12 protein-coding genes are annotated in these 17266 nt (G+C 67.7%); 2 read left to right on the top strand and 10 right to left on the bottom strand.

What is annotated here, in order from left to right; genetic code table 11:
- Nucleotides 1–141: 141 nt before the first annotated feature.
- Nucleotides 142–2940 carry a family 78 glycoside hydrolase catalytic domain gene (locus tag ABNF93_RS00895; protein WP_349325533.1) on the top strand — a complete coding sequence of 933 codons (2799 nt, stop codon included), beginning with the start codon at nt 142–144 and terminating at the stop codon, nt 2938–2940.
- 57 nt (nt 2941–2997) lie between these two features.
- Here ABNF93_RS00895 and ABNF93_RS00900 read toward each other — a convergent pair whose 3' ends face one another.
- From ABNF93_RS00900 to ABNF93_RS00935, 8 genes are all read right to left on the bottom strand, one after another.
- Entirely contained in the window at nt 2998–3384 is a 387-nt protein-coding gene (locus tag ABNF93_RS00900) for a hypothetical protein (RefSeq protein ID WP_349325534.1), read from the bottom strand.
- Nucleotides 3381–4526: an ABC transporter ATP-binding protein gene (locus ABNF93_RS00905; protein ID WP_349325535.1), complete on the bottom strand. Its 1146-nt coding sequence runs from the start codon at nt 4524–4526 to the stop codon at nt 3381–3383. The genes ABNF93_RS00900 and ABNF93_RS00905 overlap by 4 nt, the downstream gene beginning before the upstream one ends.
- A complete protein-coding gene (locus ABNF93_RS00910) occupies nt 4519–5589 on the bottom strand; it encodes an ABC transporter ATP-binding protein (protein WP_349325536.1) in 1071 nt (356 codons plus the stop codon). Before ABNF93_RS00910 ends, ABNF93_RS00905 begins: the two co-directional genes overlap by 8 nt.
- Complete coding sequence (locus ABNF93_RS00915) at nt 5564–6703, bottom strand: ABC transporter permease (protein ID WP_349325537.1); 1140 nt, start codon at nt 6701–6703, stop codon at nt 5564–5566. The genes ABNF93_RS00910 and ABNF93_RS00915 overlap by 26 nt, the downstream gene beginning before the upstream one ends.
- A complete protein-coding gene (locus ABNF93_RS00920; protein ID WP_349325538.1) occupies nt 6700–7698 on the bottom strand; it encodes an ABC transporter permease in 999 nt (332 codons plus the stop codon). The genes ABNF93_RS00915 and ABNF93_RS00920 overlap by 4 nt, the downstream gene beginning before the upstream one ends.
- A gap of 57 nt (nt 7699–7755) precedes the next feature.
- Complete coding sequence (locus tag ABNF93_RS00925) at nt 7756–9729, bottom strand: ABC transporter substrate-binding protein (RefSeq protein WP_349325539.1); 1974 nt, start codon at nt 9727–9729, stop codon at nt 7756–7758.
- 481 nt (nt 9730–10210) lie between these two features.
- The gene (locus ABNF93_RS00930) at nt 10211–11587 is read right to left on the bottom strand and encodes an SGNH/GDSL hydrolase family protein (protein WP_349325540.1); all 1377 of its coding nucleotides are present in this window, start codon (nt 11585–11587) and stop codon (nt 10211–10213) included.
- A 356-nt stretch (nt 11588–11943) separates the two neighbouring features.
- Nucleotides 11944–12204, bottom strand: coding sequence for a DUF222 domain-containing protein (locus tag ABNF93_RS00935; RefSeq protein WP_349325541.1), 261 nt, complete (start codon nt 12202–12204; stop codon nt 11944–11946).
- A 290-nt stretch (nt 12205–12494) separates the two neighbouring features.
- Between ABNF93_RS00935 and glnII the strand changes: the two genes are divergently transcribed.
- Nucleotides 12495–13493, top strand: a complete 999-nt coding sequence (glnII, locus tag ABNF93_RS00940) for a glutamine synthetase (protein ID WP_349325542.1) — start codon at nt 12495–12497, stop codon at nt 13491–13493.
- 25 nt (nt 13494–13518) lie between these two features.
- Here glnII and ABNF93_RS00945 read toward each other — a convergent pair whose 3' ends face one another.
- Both ABNF93_RS00945 and ABNF93_RS00950 read right to left on the bottom strand, forming a co-directional pair.
- Nucleotides 13519–15837, bottom strand: coding sequence for a heparinase II/III domain-containing protein (locus tag ABNF93_RS00945; RefSeq protein ID WP_349325543.1), 2319 nt, complete (start codon nt 15835–15837; stop codon nt 13519–13521).
- Nucleotides 15838–15874: 37 nt separating this feature from the next.
- Complete coding sequence (locus ABNF93_RS00950; RefSeq protein WP_349325544.1) at nt 15875–17227, bottom strand: hypothetical protein; 1353 nt, start codon at nt 17225–17227, stop codon at nt 15875–15877.
- Nucleotides 17228–17266: the final 39 nt, after the last annotated feature.

The following is a 17266-nucleotide window of genomic DNA, read 5'->3' on the forward strand; positions in this document are numbered from 1 at the left end:
CCCGCTGAGGCATCCCGTACACGCGAACCATGCCCTGACCACATGCGGACCGGGACCCGCATGGCCATTGCCGCCGCGGACGCGGAACCTATCGTGTGCCGCATCGGTTCTTTCCAGATTCGCGGTACCCGTTCAGCTCGCGTGGCGCTCGGGTCGATCGTGCTGGCGCTGGTCACCGGGACGATCGTCCTTGCCTCGTGGGGATCGCCGCGCTCGCTGGACGTGTCACCACGTGCGTGCGGCGAGCCACCTGACGTGCGGAATGCTCCCGGCGACGTGACGATCACGCGCCTTCGTACCGAATACCTCACCAACCCACTCGGCATCGACGTACGCCGGCCCCGGCTGAGCTGGGTGCTGGAGTCCACCCGCAACGGACTCGCCCAGACAGCCTTCCAGGTGCAGGTCGCATCCTCGCAAGACGCCCTTGACACGGGAGCTCCGGACGTGTGGGACAGCGGCAGGATCGCCTCGTCCGGCTCAGTCAACGTCGAGTACGACGGACCGGCGTTGCGGTCCGCGACCCGTTACCACTGGCGCGTCCGGGTGTGGGATGCGGACGGTGCTCGTTCGCCGTGGAGCGGGCGATCGTGGTGGGAGACCGGCCTGCTGGAGACCGACGAGTGGACGGCCCGGTGGATCTCCCCCGGCGACCACGGCCCGGGCGGCAGCTACCTGCAGCAGGAGTTCCGGCTGCCGGCCCGACCCGTCAGGGCTCGTGCGTACATCTCGGCACGCGGCAGCTACGAGCGTGGACCCGACAGCGAGGGCTTCTGCTGTGAACAGGCCTTCAGCCTGGCCCGCGGCATTTCCGAGGTGACGGCGAACGGTCGTCGGGTCGGCACCGCCGTCCTCGACCCACCTCCGGTCGACACTCGCGCGCGTACGCTGTACCGCACCGAGGACGTGACATCGCTTGTGCGCAAGGGCCGCAACGTGGTCGGCGTCATGATCGGCGAGGACTCCGACGTCCTGGTCCAGGTCGATGTCGACCTCGCGGATGGGACGTCGGTGAGAGTGGGTACCGGACCGGCCTGGCGGAGTGCTCCCGCACCGGTGAAGCGCGCGCACCGCTACCACGGCGAGACCTACGACGCCCGGGCCGAGCGCGCTGGCTGGGACCTGCCGGGATTCGACGCCCGCGGCTGGCGGCCCGCCAGTCTCGCCGACGGCACCCGCGGGACACTTTCCGCGGCGATGCTCCCGCCGATGCGGGTTGTCGCCACTCACCGCCCAGCGGAGATTCGTCAAGTGGGCAAGGGCATCTGGCAGCTCGACTTCGGTACGAACGTCACCGGATGGACCCGGTTGCGGGTCGATGCGCCTCCCGGCACCGAGATAGGCCTGAAACACGGCGAGGTCCTCGACAGCGAGGGCAGGATCGACAACGGCACCCTCAAAGCGGACGGACAGCGCCTGGACAACAAGCGGATCGGCGCGCAGCAGACCAACCGCTACATCAGCGCCGGCAATGGCCCGAGTGTGTGGGAGCCGCGGTTCGTGTACGCCGGCTTCCGCTACGTGGAGGTCAGTGGGCTGCCCGAAGCGCCTGGCCCGACGACAGTCGAGGCGCGTGAAGTCCACAACGATCTCCGCCCGGTGGGCCACTTCGTCAGCTCCGACCCGATGCTGAACCGGCTGCACGCGGCGAGCGTCCAGACCCAACGCAACGGAATGCACGGCATACCCGAGGACACGCCCACTCGCGAGAAGCGTGGCTGGCTCGCCGACGCGCATGTCGCCGCGCCCGCGGTGATGACCAACCTCGACGCGGCCGCCTTCTACAGCAAGTTCGTCCGCGACATCCGCGACGCCCAACAGGACTCCGGCCTCGTCCCGGACATCGTGCCGGTGGAGCCGACGCCCGTGTGGCAAGGGCGTTCGGATCCGGCGTGGGGCGTCGCCACCATCCTGCTCCCCTATCACGTCTACCGGCACGAGGGTGACATCCGAATTCTCCACGAGCACTATGCCGCGATGTCGGCCTGGTTCCGACACATGCGCACCACGACGACCGGTCTCATCGTCGACTCACCTTCACAGGCATGGGGAAACGACTGGGTGGCGATCGAGGAGACGCCGGGCCGGATGTACCGCACGGGTTACTACTTCTTGGCCGCGAACCTGATGTCCGAGATCGCCGCCACACTGGGCAGGGGCCAGGATGCCGCGAGCTATGCGGCACTCGCGGGTGACATCCGCGAGGCGTTCAACGCGACGTTCCTCGACGCCGAGACGTCGAGCTACGGCGACAGTCAGTTCGCTCAGGCGTTCCCGCTCGTCCTCGGCATCGTCCCCGCCGACGACGTGCCGGCCGTGCGGCAACACCTCGTTCGTGACGTGGTGACCGAGCACGACGGTCACTTCACCGGCGGGCTGCCCGGAATCGCCTCCATTCCGGACGCGCTCGCGGCCGCCGACCGGGCCGACGTGGTGCTCGACGTGCTTCGCAGGCGTGACTTCCCGAGCTGGGGCTACATGCTCGACCACGGCCCGGGCACCATCTGGGAACGATGGGACGGATCAGGATCACGTAACCATCACATGTTCACTTCCATCGACCAGTGGCTGTACCGGTACGTCGCCGGCATCGACCAGGCCGAGGACTCTGCCGGCTTCAGAGAGCTCGTCTTCGCACCCCGTGTCACCGACCGGTTGGAGAGCGCCGGGGCCACGCTCGAAACGCCTTACGGTGAAGCCGTGAGCAGGTGGTGCCACATCGACGAGCGGCTCGTGTATGACGTCACTGTTCCCCCGAACACCACCGCGAAGGTGCATGTGCCCGCCACGTCCCCGGCGCATGTGCGGGTGCGTACGTCCGACCATGGCACCCTGGCGACGGCCGACGTGTCTGGCGCCGTCGACTTTCGGGGTATGGTTGAGGGATCCGCCGTCTATCACGTCCGGTCTGGTCGCTACCAGTTCGTGTCGCGGCCGTGACGGACACCGGCACTGACGCCATCAGCCGCCCGGCCAGGGCCACGTGGCAGCGCGGCGTCACACCCGCGGGGACTGCTGCAGTCGATCCCGGAGAGCGGTCAACCGGTCGAGCAGGACCTGTCGGGTCTCGTCGCCGTCCACGAGCCTCGTCGTCTCCACATAGCGTCGCAGGCGTGCCAGTCTGGTGAGGTATCCGCGGGAGGCCTTCGCCCGCAGGGCAGCGCCCGCCCCGTCCTGCCCGCCCGCATCGTCCCCGATCGCGGCGAGCCGCCGTTCGTACGGCTCGCGCCAGCCGCTGGGTACGTCGTCGGTTTCCATGATCTCTTCGAGGTCGTGGTGCCGCTCGAGCACCAGCCTCGACACCGCCGCCTGGAAGATCTTCGCCGCCGCGAACACGATCGCGGCGAACATGACGGTGAAGACCACCAGGCTGGTGAGGATCATGCCCGCTCCCCCGCCGTCGCCGCGCCGGTCAGGGTCAGCTCGGAGGCGAAGTGACACGCGGCCAACTGGTCGGGTTCGCTGCCCGTCGGCGCAAGCTCCGGTTCCTGCTCGGCACAGATGGCCTGCGCGTACGGACAGCGGGTACGGAAGGGACAGCCCTCGATCTGTTGTGACGCGTCAGGGACCTCTCCCGCGATGATCTTCATCTGGCCGCGGTAACGAGGGTGCGGCCTCGGCGATGCCGAGAGAAGGGCCTCGGTGTAGGGGTGCCGTGGTCTGCTGAAGAGTCGCTCGGTGGGTGCGACCTCGACGAGCTTGCCGAGATACATGACCGCCACTCGGTCGCTGATGTGCTGGACGACGCCGAGGTCGTGGGAGATCACCAGGTAGGTGAGCCCGTACGCATCCTGGAGATCCTTGAGCAGGTTGAGGATCTGGGCCTGGATGGACATGTCCAGCGCGGAGACCGGCTCGTCACAGACGATCAGCCGCGGACTGAGAGACAGGGCCCGGGCGATGCCGATGCGTTGCCGTTGACCGCCGGAAAAGGCATGCGGGTAACGGATGGCGTACTCCGGCCGTAGCCCGACCTGCTCCATGAGTGCGGCGACCCGCTCCTCCAGCTGAGTCCCGCTGGCCATGCGGTTGACGAGAAGCGGCTCGCCGATGATGTCGCGGATCCGGTGCCGAGGATTGAGCGAAGCGTACGGATCCTGGAAGATCATCTGGATGCTGCGCCTGGCCTTCAGGAGTTCCTCACCGCGCAGGCCGGCGACGTCGACGGTCCCGGACTCACCGGCGAAGAGCATCTGTCCGTCCGTCGGGTCGATCGCGCGCACGATCATCTTGGCGACGGTGGTCTTGCCACACCCGGACTCGCCGACGAGGCCGAGGGTCTCCTGTTCGTACAGATCGAAGCTCACCCCGTCGACCGCTCGGACATGGCCGACGACCCGCCGCAGAAAGCCCTTCTTGACAGGGAAATGCTTCTTCAGATCGCGTACGCCGAGCAGGACGTTGGCGCCTGCCACGCTGGTGCCTGCCGTGTTGGTACCTGCCGTGTTGGTACCTGCCGTGTTGGTACCTGCCGTGTTGGTACCTGCCGTGTTGGTGCCTGCCATGTTGGCGCCGCCCTCACTCATGCTCGACATCTCCCACCAGGAAGCAGGCCGCACGATGTTCCGGGCCCACCGGCATGAGGGCGGGCTCCCGGACGTCACACGTGCCGGACATGAACGCGTCGCACCGGGGGTGGAACCTGCACGCCTTCGGCATCGCGTACGGATTGGGCACGGACCCCTTGATCGACCGCAGTCTGGACTGGACCGTCTCCTCCACCATCGGGATCGACTGGAGGAGTGCCTGGGTGTACGGATGTCGTGGCTCGTCGAAGAGGTCCCATGCCGGTGCCTCCTCGATCACCCGACCGAGATACATCACGGCCACGCTGTCCGCCATTTCGGCGATCACCCCCATGTTGTGGCTGATCAGCATGATGGACATCCCGGTCTCCTCCTGAATGCTCTTCAGGAGCGCCAGAATCTGGCCCTGGATGGTGACGTCGAGGGCGGTCGTCGGCTCGTCGGCGATCAGGATGTCCGGTTCGCACGAGAGCGCCATGGCGATCATCGCGCGCTGCAGCATGCCACCGGACAACTCGAACGGAAACTGGTCGACGGTGCGCTTGGGTTGGGGAATTCCCACGCGGGCCAGCAGATCCATGGTCCTGTCCCGCGCCGCCACCTTCGACGCCTCGGTGTGGACCCGGATCGCCTCGATGATCTGCTTGCCGATCGTGTAGACCGGCGAGAACGCCGCCATCGGCTCCTGGAAGATCATCGCGATCTCCCGGCCGCGCACCGACCGGATGTCCCGCCCGCGGGGATCGAACGTCGCCAGGTCGACGACGCTTCCGTTGCGATGGAGCAGGATCTCGCCGTCGACGATCTTCCCACCTGCACCCACGATCTGCAGGACGGACCGGGCTGTGACGCTCTTGCCGCACCCGGACTCCCCCACCACACCGAGCGTGGCGCCCTTCTCCAGCGTCAGGCTGACGTCGTCGACCGCGCGCACGACCCCTTCGTCGAGGACGAAGTGCGTCTTGAGGTTCCTGATCTCCAGGATCGGCGACCGTCCGTTCGCGGGACCTTCGTCCCGGTGACGGCCGCCCTCCTGGTCAGGTCGAGTACGGGTCGGCAGCATCGCGCAGCCCATCTCCTAGGAAGTTGAACATCAACACGACGACGATGACGGGAACGGCGGGGATCAGCTGCCACGGATGCTGGGCGACCGACACGACGTTCTGAGCGTCCTGCAGCAATGTTCCCCAACTGACCGCGGGTGGTTGCATGCCGAGGCCGAGGAAGCTCAGGGCGGTCTCGCCCAGGATCATCGCCGGAACCGACAGTGTGATCACCACGATCAGGTGGCTGGTGAAGGAGGGAATCAGGTGCACCAGCATGATCCGGCTGCGACTCGCACCCGCGATCCGGGCCGAGGTCACGAAGTCCTCCTCCCGCAGGGCGAGGAGCTTTCCTCGGACCTCGCGGGCGAGGCCTGACCATCCGACGAACGACAAGATGATCACGATGAAGAAGTACGTGCGTACGACCGACCAGTCTCTCGGTAACGCCGCCGACAACGCCATCCACAACGGGATGGTGGGCAGCGCGAGGATGAACTCCACCATTCGCTGGATCACCGTGTCGACCAGGCCGCCGAAGTAGCCGGAGACCGCGCCGAGCGTCACGCCGAGGACGAATCCGATCGCCACACCCACCAGGCCGATCGTGAGCGATATCCGGGATCCGTAGACGACCCGCGACAGGATGTCCCGGCCCAACCGGTCCGCACCGAACAGCATCGCCGGTGGTGCGCCGGGGCCGGTCGTGAACACGTGCCGGTCCGTCTCGATGAGGCCCCACAGCTTGTACGAGGATCCCTTGGCGAAGAACTTGATCGGATGGACCTTCGACTTGTCCTCCACGTAGGTGTGGCGCAGCGTCTTCATCGACAGCTCACGCTTGCGGCCATAGACATACGGCCCGACGAAGCTCCCCTCGTGCACGACGTGGATGTCCGTCGGCGGGGCGTCCTGGTTGCCCTCGAAACGCTCGCTCTGCCCGTACGGCGCGAAGAACTCGGCGAACAGGGCCACGACATACATCGCCACCAACACGCCAAGGGCAAACCGGGCGACCTTGTGTTTGGAGAAGCGCCACCACACCAGACGCCACTGGCTCGCCTGGTAATACTCCTCATCCCGCCGTTCTTCGCCCGCCGGGACCGGTGGGACCTCGACCGTGCCAGCGCTCATCTCGCCGCCCTCTCGAATCGGATCCGCGGATCGAGCCACGCCAGTAACAGGTCGGCGATGAGCGTCCCGATGACTGTCAGCGTGGAAAGGATCAGGATGATGCTCGCCGCGAGATAGAGGTCCTGTCCGGTCACCGCTTCCAGCAGGACCGGCCCGGTGGTCTGGAGGTTGAGCACGATCGACACGAGCACCTCGCCGCCGACGATCGCCGGGAGCAACCAGCCGATGGTGGAGACGATCGGGTTGATCGCGATCCGCACCGGGTAGCGGAACAGGATGGGGCGTTCGCCGAGGCCCTTCGCCCGGGCGGTGATGACGTACTGCTTCTGCAGCTCATCGAGCAGGTTGCCGCGCATCACCCGGATGATTCCCGCCGTACCGCTCATGCCGATGATGATCATCGGGAACCAGATCCGGCTGAGCAGGTCGAGAATCTTGCCCACGCTCCATGGTGCGTCCACGAAGTTCTGCGAGAACAGACCGCTCATGTTGGCGCCGAACAACGAGTAGAAGAGCCACAGCATTACCAGCGCGAGCAGGAATCCGGGCGTGGCGAGGCCGATGAAGCCGATGAAGGTGAAGAGATAGTCGAAGGCCGAGTACTTGCGTACGGCCGAATAGATGCCGATCGGTACCGCGACCACGAAGACGAAGATCGTCGTGAAGAGCGAGATGGCGACCGTGAGCGGGACCCGTTCGGCCAGCACCTCCGACACCGGCTTGTTCCAGCGGTAGGAACGCCCGAAGTCGCCTTCGACGACGATGTCCTTAAGCCAGATCCCGTAGCGGTGGGCGACACTGTGGTCCAGCCCGTACTGCCGGATCAGTGCGTCCCGCTCCGATGGCGTGAGCTCGACGCCCCGTTGCCTCATCTGCGCGACCAGGGTGGAGACGTAGTCGCCCGGCGGGAGCTCGATGATCACGAAACTGACCAGGGAGATGGCGAAGAGCACCGGGATCAGGAGCAGGACCCTCCGCGCGATGTATCCCGCCACTACTCACACACCTTTCGCGTGATCAGACAGATAGCTGGCAGCTCCGGCAGCGCGCGGTCATTCGTCGATGAACCAGCTCTCCATGCTGATGTTGACGACGATTCCGAACTCCTGCTCCTTGACGCCTTCGGGCACGTTCTTCACGCGCGTGGTCCAGAACGTCGGGTAGTAGGAGTTCTCGACCGGGTTGAACGTCCAGACGTTGTCGCGGTAGCTCTTGAGGATCCCGTCGAGGGCCGCCTTGCCGTCCGGTGAGCCGACTCCGGCCGCCATGAACTGACCGTGCAACTCGAAGAGTTCCTTGACCTCGGGAATGGGCTCCTCGCCATCCTCGCCCCTGGTGTTGTTCCACAGCGTCCAGAGGGGACCCCAGTAGGTTCCGGGAAGGTAGTCGTCCCAACCGGCACTGGGCCACAGGTTGTGGTGCGCCCAGGTCGCCGTGGCCTTGAGCTGGTTGGCTTCCTGCCGCTCGCCGGCCACCGTCGCGTCGATCTTGCGGACCGTGGTGAAGACTCCGACCTTCTTCCAGTACTCGGAGATCAGCTCACCCATCGGGATGTGGTCCTCGGACAGGTCCTGGATCTCGAACGGGACCCGGAACCGCTTGCCGTCCGGTCCGAGCCGGAAGCCCTCGCCGTCCTTCTCGGACAGACCCATCTCGTCCAGCAGCCGGTTGGCCTCTGCCACGTCGTAGGTCCCGTTGCTGGTCTCCTTCGGCACGCTGGCGAACTCACCGAGGTAGAAGTTCTCGATGATCTCCTCGCGGTTGATGGCCAGATCCAGCGCCCGGCGGAAGTTGACGTCGCGCACGACCTCGCGCCACACCTTGTCGGTGTGGGTCAGGTTCAGCGCGAAGCTGATCGGCAGGCGGTGCATCTGGGCGACGTGCATGTTGACCTCGCCCTTGTCCGCCTTCTCCGCGATCAGCGAGATCTGCCGCAGCGACGCCCGCTCACCCAGGTAGTCGAACTCGCCGAACAGCGCCCGCGAGGTCAGCGTCTCCTTGTCCTGCACCAGCTGCGAACGAAGCTCGTCGATGTAGGGCAGCTGACTCCCCGCCGAGTCGAGCTTGAAGTAGTACGGATTACGTTCGAAGCCGAACACCCCGTCGCTGGCCTTCGACATCACCCAGGCGGTCAGCGTCGGATGCCCCATGTACTGCTCGTTCGAGACGTCGAGCCAGGCGCCCATCTGCTTGGCGATGAACAGGTTGAACCACTGGTCGGCGGGAATCGACTCCTCCTTCAGCATCTCCCGCAACTTCGCCTTGTCCGCGTACTTCTCGTGGAACTGCTCCAGGTAGTGCCTCGGCTTGATGATGTCGCCGTAGCTCCGCCACTGGGCGATGGCGATCTGGGCTGGGAACGTGCCGTAGGGCGCGTCGAAGGTCAGGCTGAAGGTGAAGTCGTCGATCACCTCCAACTTCGCCGGCGCGTTGTCGGTGCGGCGGGCCGCCATCAGGTAGTCCGGGAAGATCGGCGTGATCTCCTTGTTATAAAGGACATCCTCGAACGCGAACCGCACATCCTCGGTCGTCACCGGCTCACCGTCGGACCACTTCAACCCGTCCCGCATGTGGAACGTGAACACGGTGTTGTCGTTGTTCGCCTCGTAACCGGCGACGACGTTGCCCACAATGGTTTCGCCCTGTGCATAGCCAAACCCGTTGGGTGCCCAGAGCATGGGCTCGATGTTGCCGAGGAAGATGTGCGGGTCGAAGTTCGGCAGTTCCTGAGGAAGTTGCAGGGTTCCGCCGTACTTGCCCTGCGCCAGCTTGACGAACTTCTCGTCCACCAGCGTGCCCGGCTGGATGACGAACGGCTCCTTCGGCAGCCGCTCCGCAAGCGGCGGCAGGTCACCGGACTTCACCCGAGCCGCGAGAACAGGCGATTCCTTGTATTGACCCGGCTTGGGGGTGCCTCCTGCGCCACCGCCGCCGTTCGAACCCGTGCCGTCCTGCCCGGAGCAGCCCCCGACAACAACGCCGGCCGCGACGACGCCGAGAAACCTCCTGCGCGAAAGATCCCGCATCTCCATAACCCCTCCTGGCAGTGACACTCTCGTCCGTCCCCGTGGGGCAAAAGCAGGGCAAGTCAAAGGGTCCCCATGCGTGGCGTCTCGGTGGAGGTGCCTACCGGCTCCCTACACGTCACAACACCGCGGGAACACTCAGATATCGCTCATGAAGGCCCTCCTGGTCCGTCGGGCCACTGACAAGGTTGAACCTGGTAAAGGCCCACCCATGAAACGATTCACAAAATTGTGCATTGATGCTCTTCCCTGCGTCTGGTGATGTCAAGGCTCCGCCAGCCCTTCGCCATGACCTGTTCCGGCAGGTCATAGGACCTGACCGGGACCGGTCGCGGAGACAGGCTCGTGGGCCTCGACGTTTGCGACAGGGGGTTTCCTTGCCGCGCCGCTCCCGGCTCCGGAAAGCTCACCCAGGCTGCTCCGGGCCAGCCTCGTCATCGACCGCCGGAGGACCGGTCGCCAGAGAACCGATCGCCGGAGATCACCAGAGCGTGTCCAGGTCGATGGCCTCGGCCATCGCCTTCATGCCGGCGTCGTTCGGGTGCAGGTGGTCTCCGGCGTCGTACTCCGGGAGTATCGAGTCCGGGTCGGCCGGGTCGGCGAGCGCGCGATCGAAGTCGACGACCGCGTCGTAGGCGCGGCTGGTCCTGATCCAGTGGTTGACCGTGTCCCGGATCTCCTCGTTGTGCGGGGTGTCGTAGCCGAACTCGTTGCCCTTGATGGGCGTGAGCGTGGCGCCGATGATGCGTACGCCATGCTCGTGCGCGGCCCTGATCAGCTCGAGGTGGGCGTCGATGAGCTGCTCGGCCGTGACCGCCGGGGACTCCCCGCAGCCGAAGTCCGGCTGGCCGGCGGAGCCGATGTCGTTGATCCCTTCCAGCACGATCACCGTACGGATCCTCGGCTGGCCGAGGACGTCGCGATCGAACCGGTTCAACGCGCTCTCGCCGAGGCACGTCGAGTCCGTACGCAGCTTGTTGCCGTTGATTCCGGCGTTGACGACCCCCGCGGGTCGGCCAGCTGCCGCCAGGCGCTCGGCCAGCTCGTCCGGATATCGGTTGTCCGCGCCCGGCGTGGAGATCGCACCGTCGGTGATCGAGTCGCCGAGCGCCACCACCGTGCCGGTCGAGTCGCCGTGCCCGCCGGACCGGTGGGCTCGGTCGCGTCCACCGGCCACGTCCATGCCGGACAGGTAGTACCACGAGTGGCTGGTCTCGCCAGCGTATGGCTGCCCGCCGTGGTCGCGAAGGTGGTCACCGGTGGCGCGGTAGGTGGTGGTCAGGCCGCCCTCGTGGAACGTCGCGGGGCCGGTGGGGGTGGCGAAGTACAGCGTGACGGTCAGCTTCTCCATTGCTCTCGTCTGTAGGAGCGTCGGGTCGGAAGCCAGCTCACCGCCGGTGGGCACGGTCGGCGAGAACGAACCGCGGAAAGTCAACGGGCGCACCGTGCCTGGCCTGACCGCGGCGCCGCCGCCGGACCTGGCGATCGTCGCACCGGTGAGTCGCAGCGGAGCGCTGCCGTAGCGATTGGACAACCGGACGCGGAGCGCCGTCCCGCCCTTGCTCACCCGCACGACCTGGCGGAGCGACTGGTCGGCGAACCCGTCCATCGACCAGTTCGGACCGAACCACTCGTTCCCCGGCATCGGATGTTGGACGGCCGTCCCCCAGCCGGCGATCCAGCGCAGACCCGCCGTCGTGGTGGCCGAGGCGGCGGCCGCTGTCGTCGCGGTCGTTGCGCTTGCTGCCGCCGTTGCCGCGGTCGCTCCGGCCGGCCCGAACACGGCAGCCATGGCAGCAAGCACGGTGAGCATTGCCCTGGCCAGGACGGCTGGGCGGGACGCGCCGGTCGTGGACATCAGGTGTCTCCTTCAAGAGCCGACCGCAGGCCCAGAGGAGGACCCGAGGTGTGAACACGTACGTACTGACCGCGCGACGAGGTCGAACTCATCGGTCGGACTCCACCCGGGCCTTGACGAGGCTTGTCGACGGCGAACCAGGCGGCCAACCCCCGCACGCATCTCGGACCGCCATCCACTCAGCCGTTATATGCGGAGTCTGTTGTTGCGTTAGGGGTTTCGGTGGGGGTCGATCCAGTCGGGTGGGATGAATGCGGGGTGGCCGTCGACTGCGGGGCGGATCTGCCAGGTGCCTTGGTGGATGAGTCGGTGGTGGTATCTGCAGACGAGGACGCCGTTTGGGCGATCACGTCGGCCTACTCGACGTTGATCTCACCGGCGTTCAACAGGGTCTGGGTCAACACCAGAGAGCTGTCCAGATCCTTGGCGAGTTTGACTCGGCGGCTGGCCTGGGCGGGCCGGATCTTCAGTAGTCCGGACACCCAGGTGCCCGTGCTGGTCGCGCCGGCGGTTCTGCCCAGGTCGCGCCGGTCGACCTCCCGGATCGCGGCCAACAGGCCAAGACCGGCGCGGGCGCCAGTGCCGGTGTCGGCGCGGGTGGTGGTGACCGCTTCCATGATCCAACCATTGACGTGACCACCGACAACCGCGGACCCGAAAACCTGCCCAGTAAGACGATTCCGAAGATCCCTCGGTCCGGCCGGCGTCGTCACCGCGCCGGAACCGGATGGCCATGATCCCGCAGTGCACGTGCCAACCCCGCGGCGTTAACCACGCTGTCACACGTCGGAAATCGCCGGGTATCGCTCGCCGGCTTAGGTTGATGTGACTGTGCGGCGTCGCCTGTCGCAGACGCTCAGTTGACCATCCACCATCGACCTTACTGACCTGACAAGGCGGGAGCAGCGTGACCTACAAGGCTGAGTACATCTGGATCGACGGGACTCAACCCACCGCGCGGCTGCGGTCGAAGACGAAGGTGCTCGCCGACGGAGCGGAGCCACCCCTCTGGGGCTTCGACGGGTCGAGTACGAACCAGGCACCGGGCGACAACTCCGACTGCGTACTCCGCCCAGTCTTCTCGTGCCCCGACCCGGTGCGTGGCGGCAACGACGTACTCGTTCTCGCCGAAGTGCTTGGGATCGACCTGACCCCGCACCCGTCCAACACTCGCGCGGCCCTCGAGAACGTAGCCAGGAAGTATGCGGCCGCCGAGCCGTTGTTCGGTCTGGAGCAGGAGTACACCTTCTTCAAGGACGGCCGCCCGCTCGGGTTCCCCGCAGGAGGCTATCCCGCGCCGCAGGGCATCTACTACTGCGGAGTGGGAGCGGACGAGGTGCACGGCCGCGACATCGTCGAGGCCCATCTCGACGCGTGTCTCGAGGCCGGGCTACTCATCTCCGGCATCAATGCGGAGGTCATGCCAGGGCAGTGGGAGTTCCAGGTCGGGCCGCTTTCTCCGCTGGCGGTGTCCGACCAGCTCTGGACGGCCCGCTGGCTGTTGTACCGGATCGCGGAGGACTACGACGTCGCAGCGACGCTCGACCCCAAGCCGGTGAAGGGCGACTGGAACGGTGCCGGGTGCCACACCAACTTCTCCACCAAGGCCATGCGTGAGGGATACGATCCGATCGTCGCCGCGTGTGAGGCGCTTGGCGCCAAGGCGGACGAGCATGTCCGCAACTACGGTGCGGGCATAGAGCACCGCCTCACCGGCATGCACGAGACCGCCATGTGGACCGAGTTCTCCTATGGCGTGTCCGACCGTGGCGCGTCGATCCGTATCCCCTGGCAGGTGGCCCAGGACAAGAAGGGCTACATCGAGGATCGCCGACCCAACGCGAACGCGGATCCGTACGTGGTGACGCGCCTCATCACCGAGACCGTGTGCAGCGCCCAGCTCTGAGTCTCGACGCTCAACACCATAGGGCTCACGCCCGGCGGCTGATCTCGATCGTCCACCGGCCCGCCTGTGGCAGGTCGACGGTGACGGTGCCGCGATCGCGCACATGGGGCACCGCTATGCCGTTCACCCGCGCCGCGCCCCCGTCCCATGCCTCGGGGACGGCGAGGGTGACCGGAGTCCGGTGGGTGGCGTCGCCGTCCGCGGTGACGCGGTCGGCAGTCCACCGGACGTGGAGGGTGCGGGTGCGTGGAGCCGCGGCGAGGAGAGTCCGTTCGGTCCCCACAGCCACCCCGCCCCACGTCGCTGCCGCCACCGGCTCGGCTCCGGTGTGTCGGACCCATGAACCTGGGCGTAGCTCGTCGGTGGTGTCGCCGACCCGGACCCGGGCGGCGTCGGCGGAGGTGTCGACGTGCACGTCAGCGGGGACGCGGTCGCGGAACGGAAAAAGGACGGCGGCGAGCTCGCTCCCTGCCGGGTGGACGGCGAGCCCGTGCAGGGCCTGCCAGTGCGGGCCGTCGGGGGTCGGGACGGACGTCACACCCTCCGACGTCTCATACGTCGCGGACCCGATAGCCGGCACGACCGCGACCAGGCCGGGTCCCTTCGCCGAGACGAACGTGCCGGCCGAACGCTCCGTCCAGGCGCTCAGCCCGTGCAGCAGCCACCGCCACGACCCCGCGCCGGAGAGGGCGTCGTGGACGAACCAGTACCCCTCGACCTGCGGGCCCGGTCGTACGAACACCAGGGTGCGCCGGTGCCGTCGTCCCCACCCGTCGTGGGAGGCGACGACGACGTCGACGTCGCCCACCTGCGCGGAGATCTCGACGGTGCCGTTGCGGTCCGCCGACAGCTCGGCTCCGTCTGGCACCACGGTGTTGTGGGCGTGGGTGGCCTGGAACCACGAGTGGTACGCCGGGTCGTCGTACGACTGCGGCCCACCGGCCTCCCACGCCAGCGGCGCGCCGTGGCCCCACAGGACGAAGTCCAGGCAGGCACGGTGGCTGTGTGACTCGAGCTCGTGCGGGATCGCCGGGCCGCAGTTCAGCACGGCATAGAGCGAACCCGGTGTCCGGCCCTCCCGTGACACGACGTACCCGCTGCCGCCGAACTGACGGAGGCACTCGTCGGGATGGGCCGCCTCGGTGGCCTGCCACGCGGCATACGGCTCGCACCCGTCGCGAGGCGGCAGCGGAGCGAGGACCTGGCGGATCTCCTCCGCTGTCATGGCCTGGCTGGCGACCGCCTTGTACGCCGGCTCGCCGAACAGATAGTGCCCGCGGACGAGCAGCGGTCCCGCCGCGATGGCGCCGGAGTCCTGGAACGGCGGGAGCCAGCCTTCGGGAGTGGCCAGATCGACCACCCAGTCGTACATCAGCTTCAGCCGTGGATGGCGAACGAGGTCCCAGCCGAGATAGGCCTCGGCGTGCAGGGCCGCGTCGAAGAGGCACGACAGGCTGAGGCGGTGGTAGTCGGGTGCGCGTTCGTGGTGTCCGCCGTCGGCGTAGACGTCGAGGGCGAGGTGCTCCTCGATCCGTTCCCGGCCGATGGCCGCCCAGCCGGAAGCCTCGGCGAACTCGGGGAACAACCCGGCGAGGGTCAGCAGCGTGCAGGCGCCGACGAGCTGCCAGTTGCCGTACCGGAAGGCGTCGTGCTCGTCGGCCAACCAGCGTGCGCCTCCCAGCACCGACCCGAGCAGCCTGAGCCGCGTCGCGTCCGGCAGGCCGTCGCCAGCGAGCTTGTCGCCGGCCAGGTCGAGCGCGTCGGCGAAGAGGCGGGTCCGGCTGGCGACGCCGAGCGTGTACCAGACGACGTCGAGGCCGGGCCAGTCGCCGCGTACCTCCTCGCGCGAGGCGTACCAGCAGTCGAAGAGCTCGCCCCACGAGGTCAGCCAGTGGCCCTCCCCCGTGAGCGCGTAGCTCTCCAGGAGCGGCCGGGTCCAGCCGAGGTAGTGGTAGCCGTAGAGCCGGGAACGCCCGAGCCCGCGGTCGGTGAACGACGGCTGCTCCCGCCGCGCCGCCTCCGCGTCCGCAAGAACGCCTTGACGCTGCTCGTCGCCCAGGACCTCCACCTGGGCACGGATCGACGGGAGGGGTCGCGGCCGGCACGCGGAGGAGAAGTGGGTCAGCAGTGCCGCCGTGGCGGCGTCGCGACCCCGCTCCTGCCGGGCCTGACGGAGTCCGGCGAGCTCGGGTCGGTGCGGGTCGAGTGCATCGTGGAGAGCGGGTACGCCGAGGTGTCGGATCCGGGTCGCGTCGGCGTGCGGTGGCTTCTCGACAGGAGCCGGCTTCTCGACAGCAGCCGGCTCCTCCTCGGGACCCCGCGTCTCGACAGGAGCGTCGGTCACAGGTGTGTTCCTCGTTTCCGGGCAGCCACGAGCGGACCTAGCCGGTGGGCCGGTCGGACTCGGGAGTGATGAGCCGGTAGAACTGCCGCGGACGTCCCCGACCCGCGGCCGGCGGTGGCGGCATCGGCCAGGCGAATCCTTCGCGTACCAGGTCGCCGAGTAGCCGGCGGGCGGTGCGCGCACTGGAGCCCAGGACCGCCGCCGCCTGCTCAGCGTCCACCACGACCGGCCCACCCGCGCCACCACTCTCGTGGAGCGCCTCGGTGAGCTCCCGGACGATCGCGTGCTCCTTCGCCCGGGCAAGCGCCACCGTGCGCGGCTGGTCGTGGCCGCGTGCCGGCAGGGCCAGCACGGTCCCGTCCTGCTTGATCACGCAGCACCGGTCGCCACCGTCGCGGGCAGCGCGCGTGATCGCCTGCTCCGCGCGTTCCTCCGCCTCGGCCGCGGTCGCGCCGAGCCCGAGGCCGACGTCCACCTGGACGCCGAGTGCGTCCTGGACGGCGGCGACGAACGGAGCGACCCGGAAGTCGTCCGTAGCCCGCTGGAGCGAGCCCAGCGTGGTGGCGACGAAGTAGCTGCGCTCGTCCCGCGGCAGAACGGTCGCACCGCTGGCCCGGGCCTCCCTCGCGAGGATCTGGTGCACGCCGAGCCGGAGCTCGTGCTGCCAACCGAGCGACGTCGCACCGGTCGGGGCCGGCGGCAGCACCACCAGGCCGACCGCGATCTGCGCGTCCTCGAGCCGGGTACCACTGCCGAGCAGGGCCGCGGTGCGCAGCGCCACCCGGAACGACGAGACCGCCGGCAGCACCCGGAACGCGGGAACGCCCGCGCGTTCCAGCCGCCGGGCGACCGACCTGACCGTGGTGAAGGCGGCGACCGTCCGCCCACGCTGGTGGAGATCCTCGTGCCAGGCGGCGAACGTCGCAGCGGTGGACGGGCTCTCGTACGACTTCACCCGGACCCGGCGGACCGGCAGCCCGATCTCGGCGTACGCCTCGTGCACGTCACTGCGGCTGAGCGAGTCGACGCTGATCCGGGTGAGGTCGACCTCGCTTTCGATCGAGGCCCGCAGCATGGTGCTGAACAGCGCGGCACCGCTCATGGGGACGAACGTGGCCGGCACGTCGAGGACCTCTGCCTCGGCGACGATGTCGTACGGCAACGGCCCGGTGAACAACAGCACGTCGACGTCGTCCTGCAGCTTGGCCGCCTTGGCCGGTGCCTCGGTTTCGGTGCGGTAGGACGCGCCGACCAGCCGCCACGACGGACCCGGAGGCTGCCCGGGCGCCCGGCCTAGGAGGACGATCCGCTCGACCAGGTCGCGTGGCCCGACGACACCGATGGCGATGTCGGCGCCCCGTCGCTGGTGTCTGTGAGGTGGGCGTTCCATCCGCATCTGACCCTTGTCCTGGCAGGCGTTCTGTATGAG

The sequence above is a fragment of the Actinopolymorpha sp. B9G3 genome (genome assembly GCF_040120725.1).
Classification (GTDB): Bacteria; Actinomycetota; Actinomycetes; order Propionibacteriales; family Actinopolymorphaceae; genus Thermasporomyces.

Bases quoted from the DNA above. Each gene is read 5' to 3' on its own strand.
- ABNF93_RS00900 (WP_349325534.1), bottom strand. From the start codon at position 3,384: ATGATCCTCACCAGCCTGGTGGTCTTCACCGTCATGTTCGCCGCGATC.
- ABNF93_RS00905 (WP_349325535.1), bottom strand. From the start codon at position 4,526: ATGAGTGAGGGCGGCGCCAACATGGCAGGCACCAACACGGCAGGTACC.
- ABNF93_RS00910 (WP_349325536.1), bottom strand. From the start codon at position 5,589: ATGCTGCCGACCCGTACTCGACCTGACCAGGAGGGCGGCCGTCACCGG.
- ABNF93_RS00915 (WP_349325537.1), bottom strand. From the start codon at position 6,703: ATGAGCGCTGGCACGGTCGAGGTCCCACCGGTCCCGGCGGGCGAAGAA.
- ABNF93_RS00925 (WP_349325539.1), bottom strand. From the start codon at position 9,729: ATGCGGGATCTTTCGCGCAGGAGGTTTCTCGGCGTCGTCGCGGCCGGC.
- ABNF93_RS00930 (WP_349325540.1), bottom strand. From the start codon at position 11,587: ATGTCCACGACCGGCGCGTCCCGCCCAGCCGTCCTGGCCAGGGCAATG.
- ABNF93_RS00935 (WP_349325541.1), bottom strand. From the start codon at position 12,204: ATGGAAGCGGTCACCACCACCCGCGCCGACACCGGCACTGGCGCCCGC.
- ABNF93_RS00950 (WP_349325544.1), bottom strand. From the start codon at position 17,227: ATGGAACGCCCACCTCACAGACACCAGCGACGGGGCGCCGACATCGCC.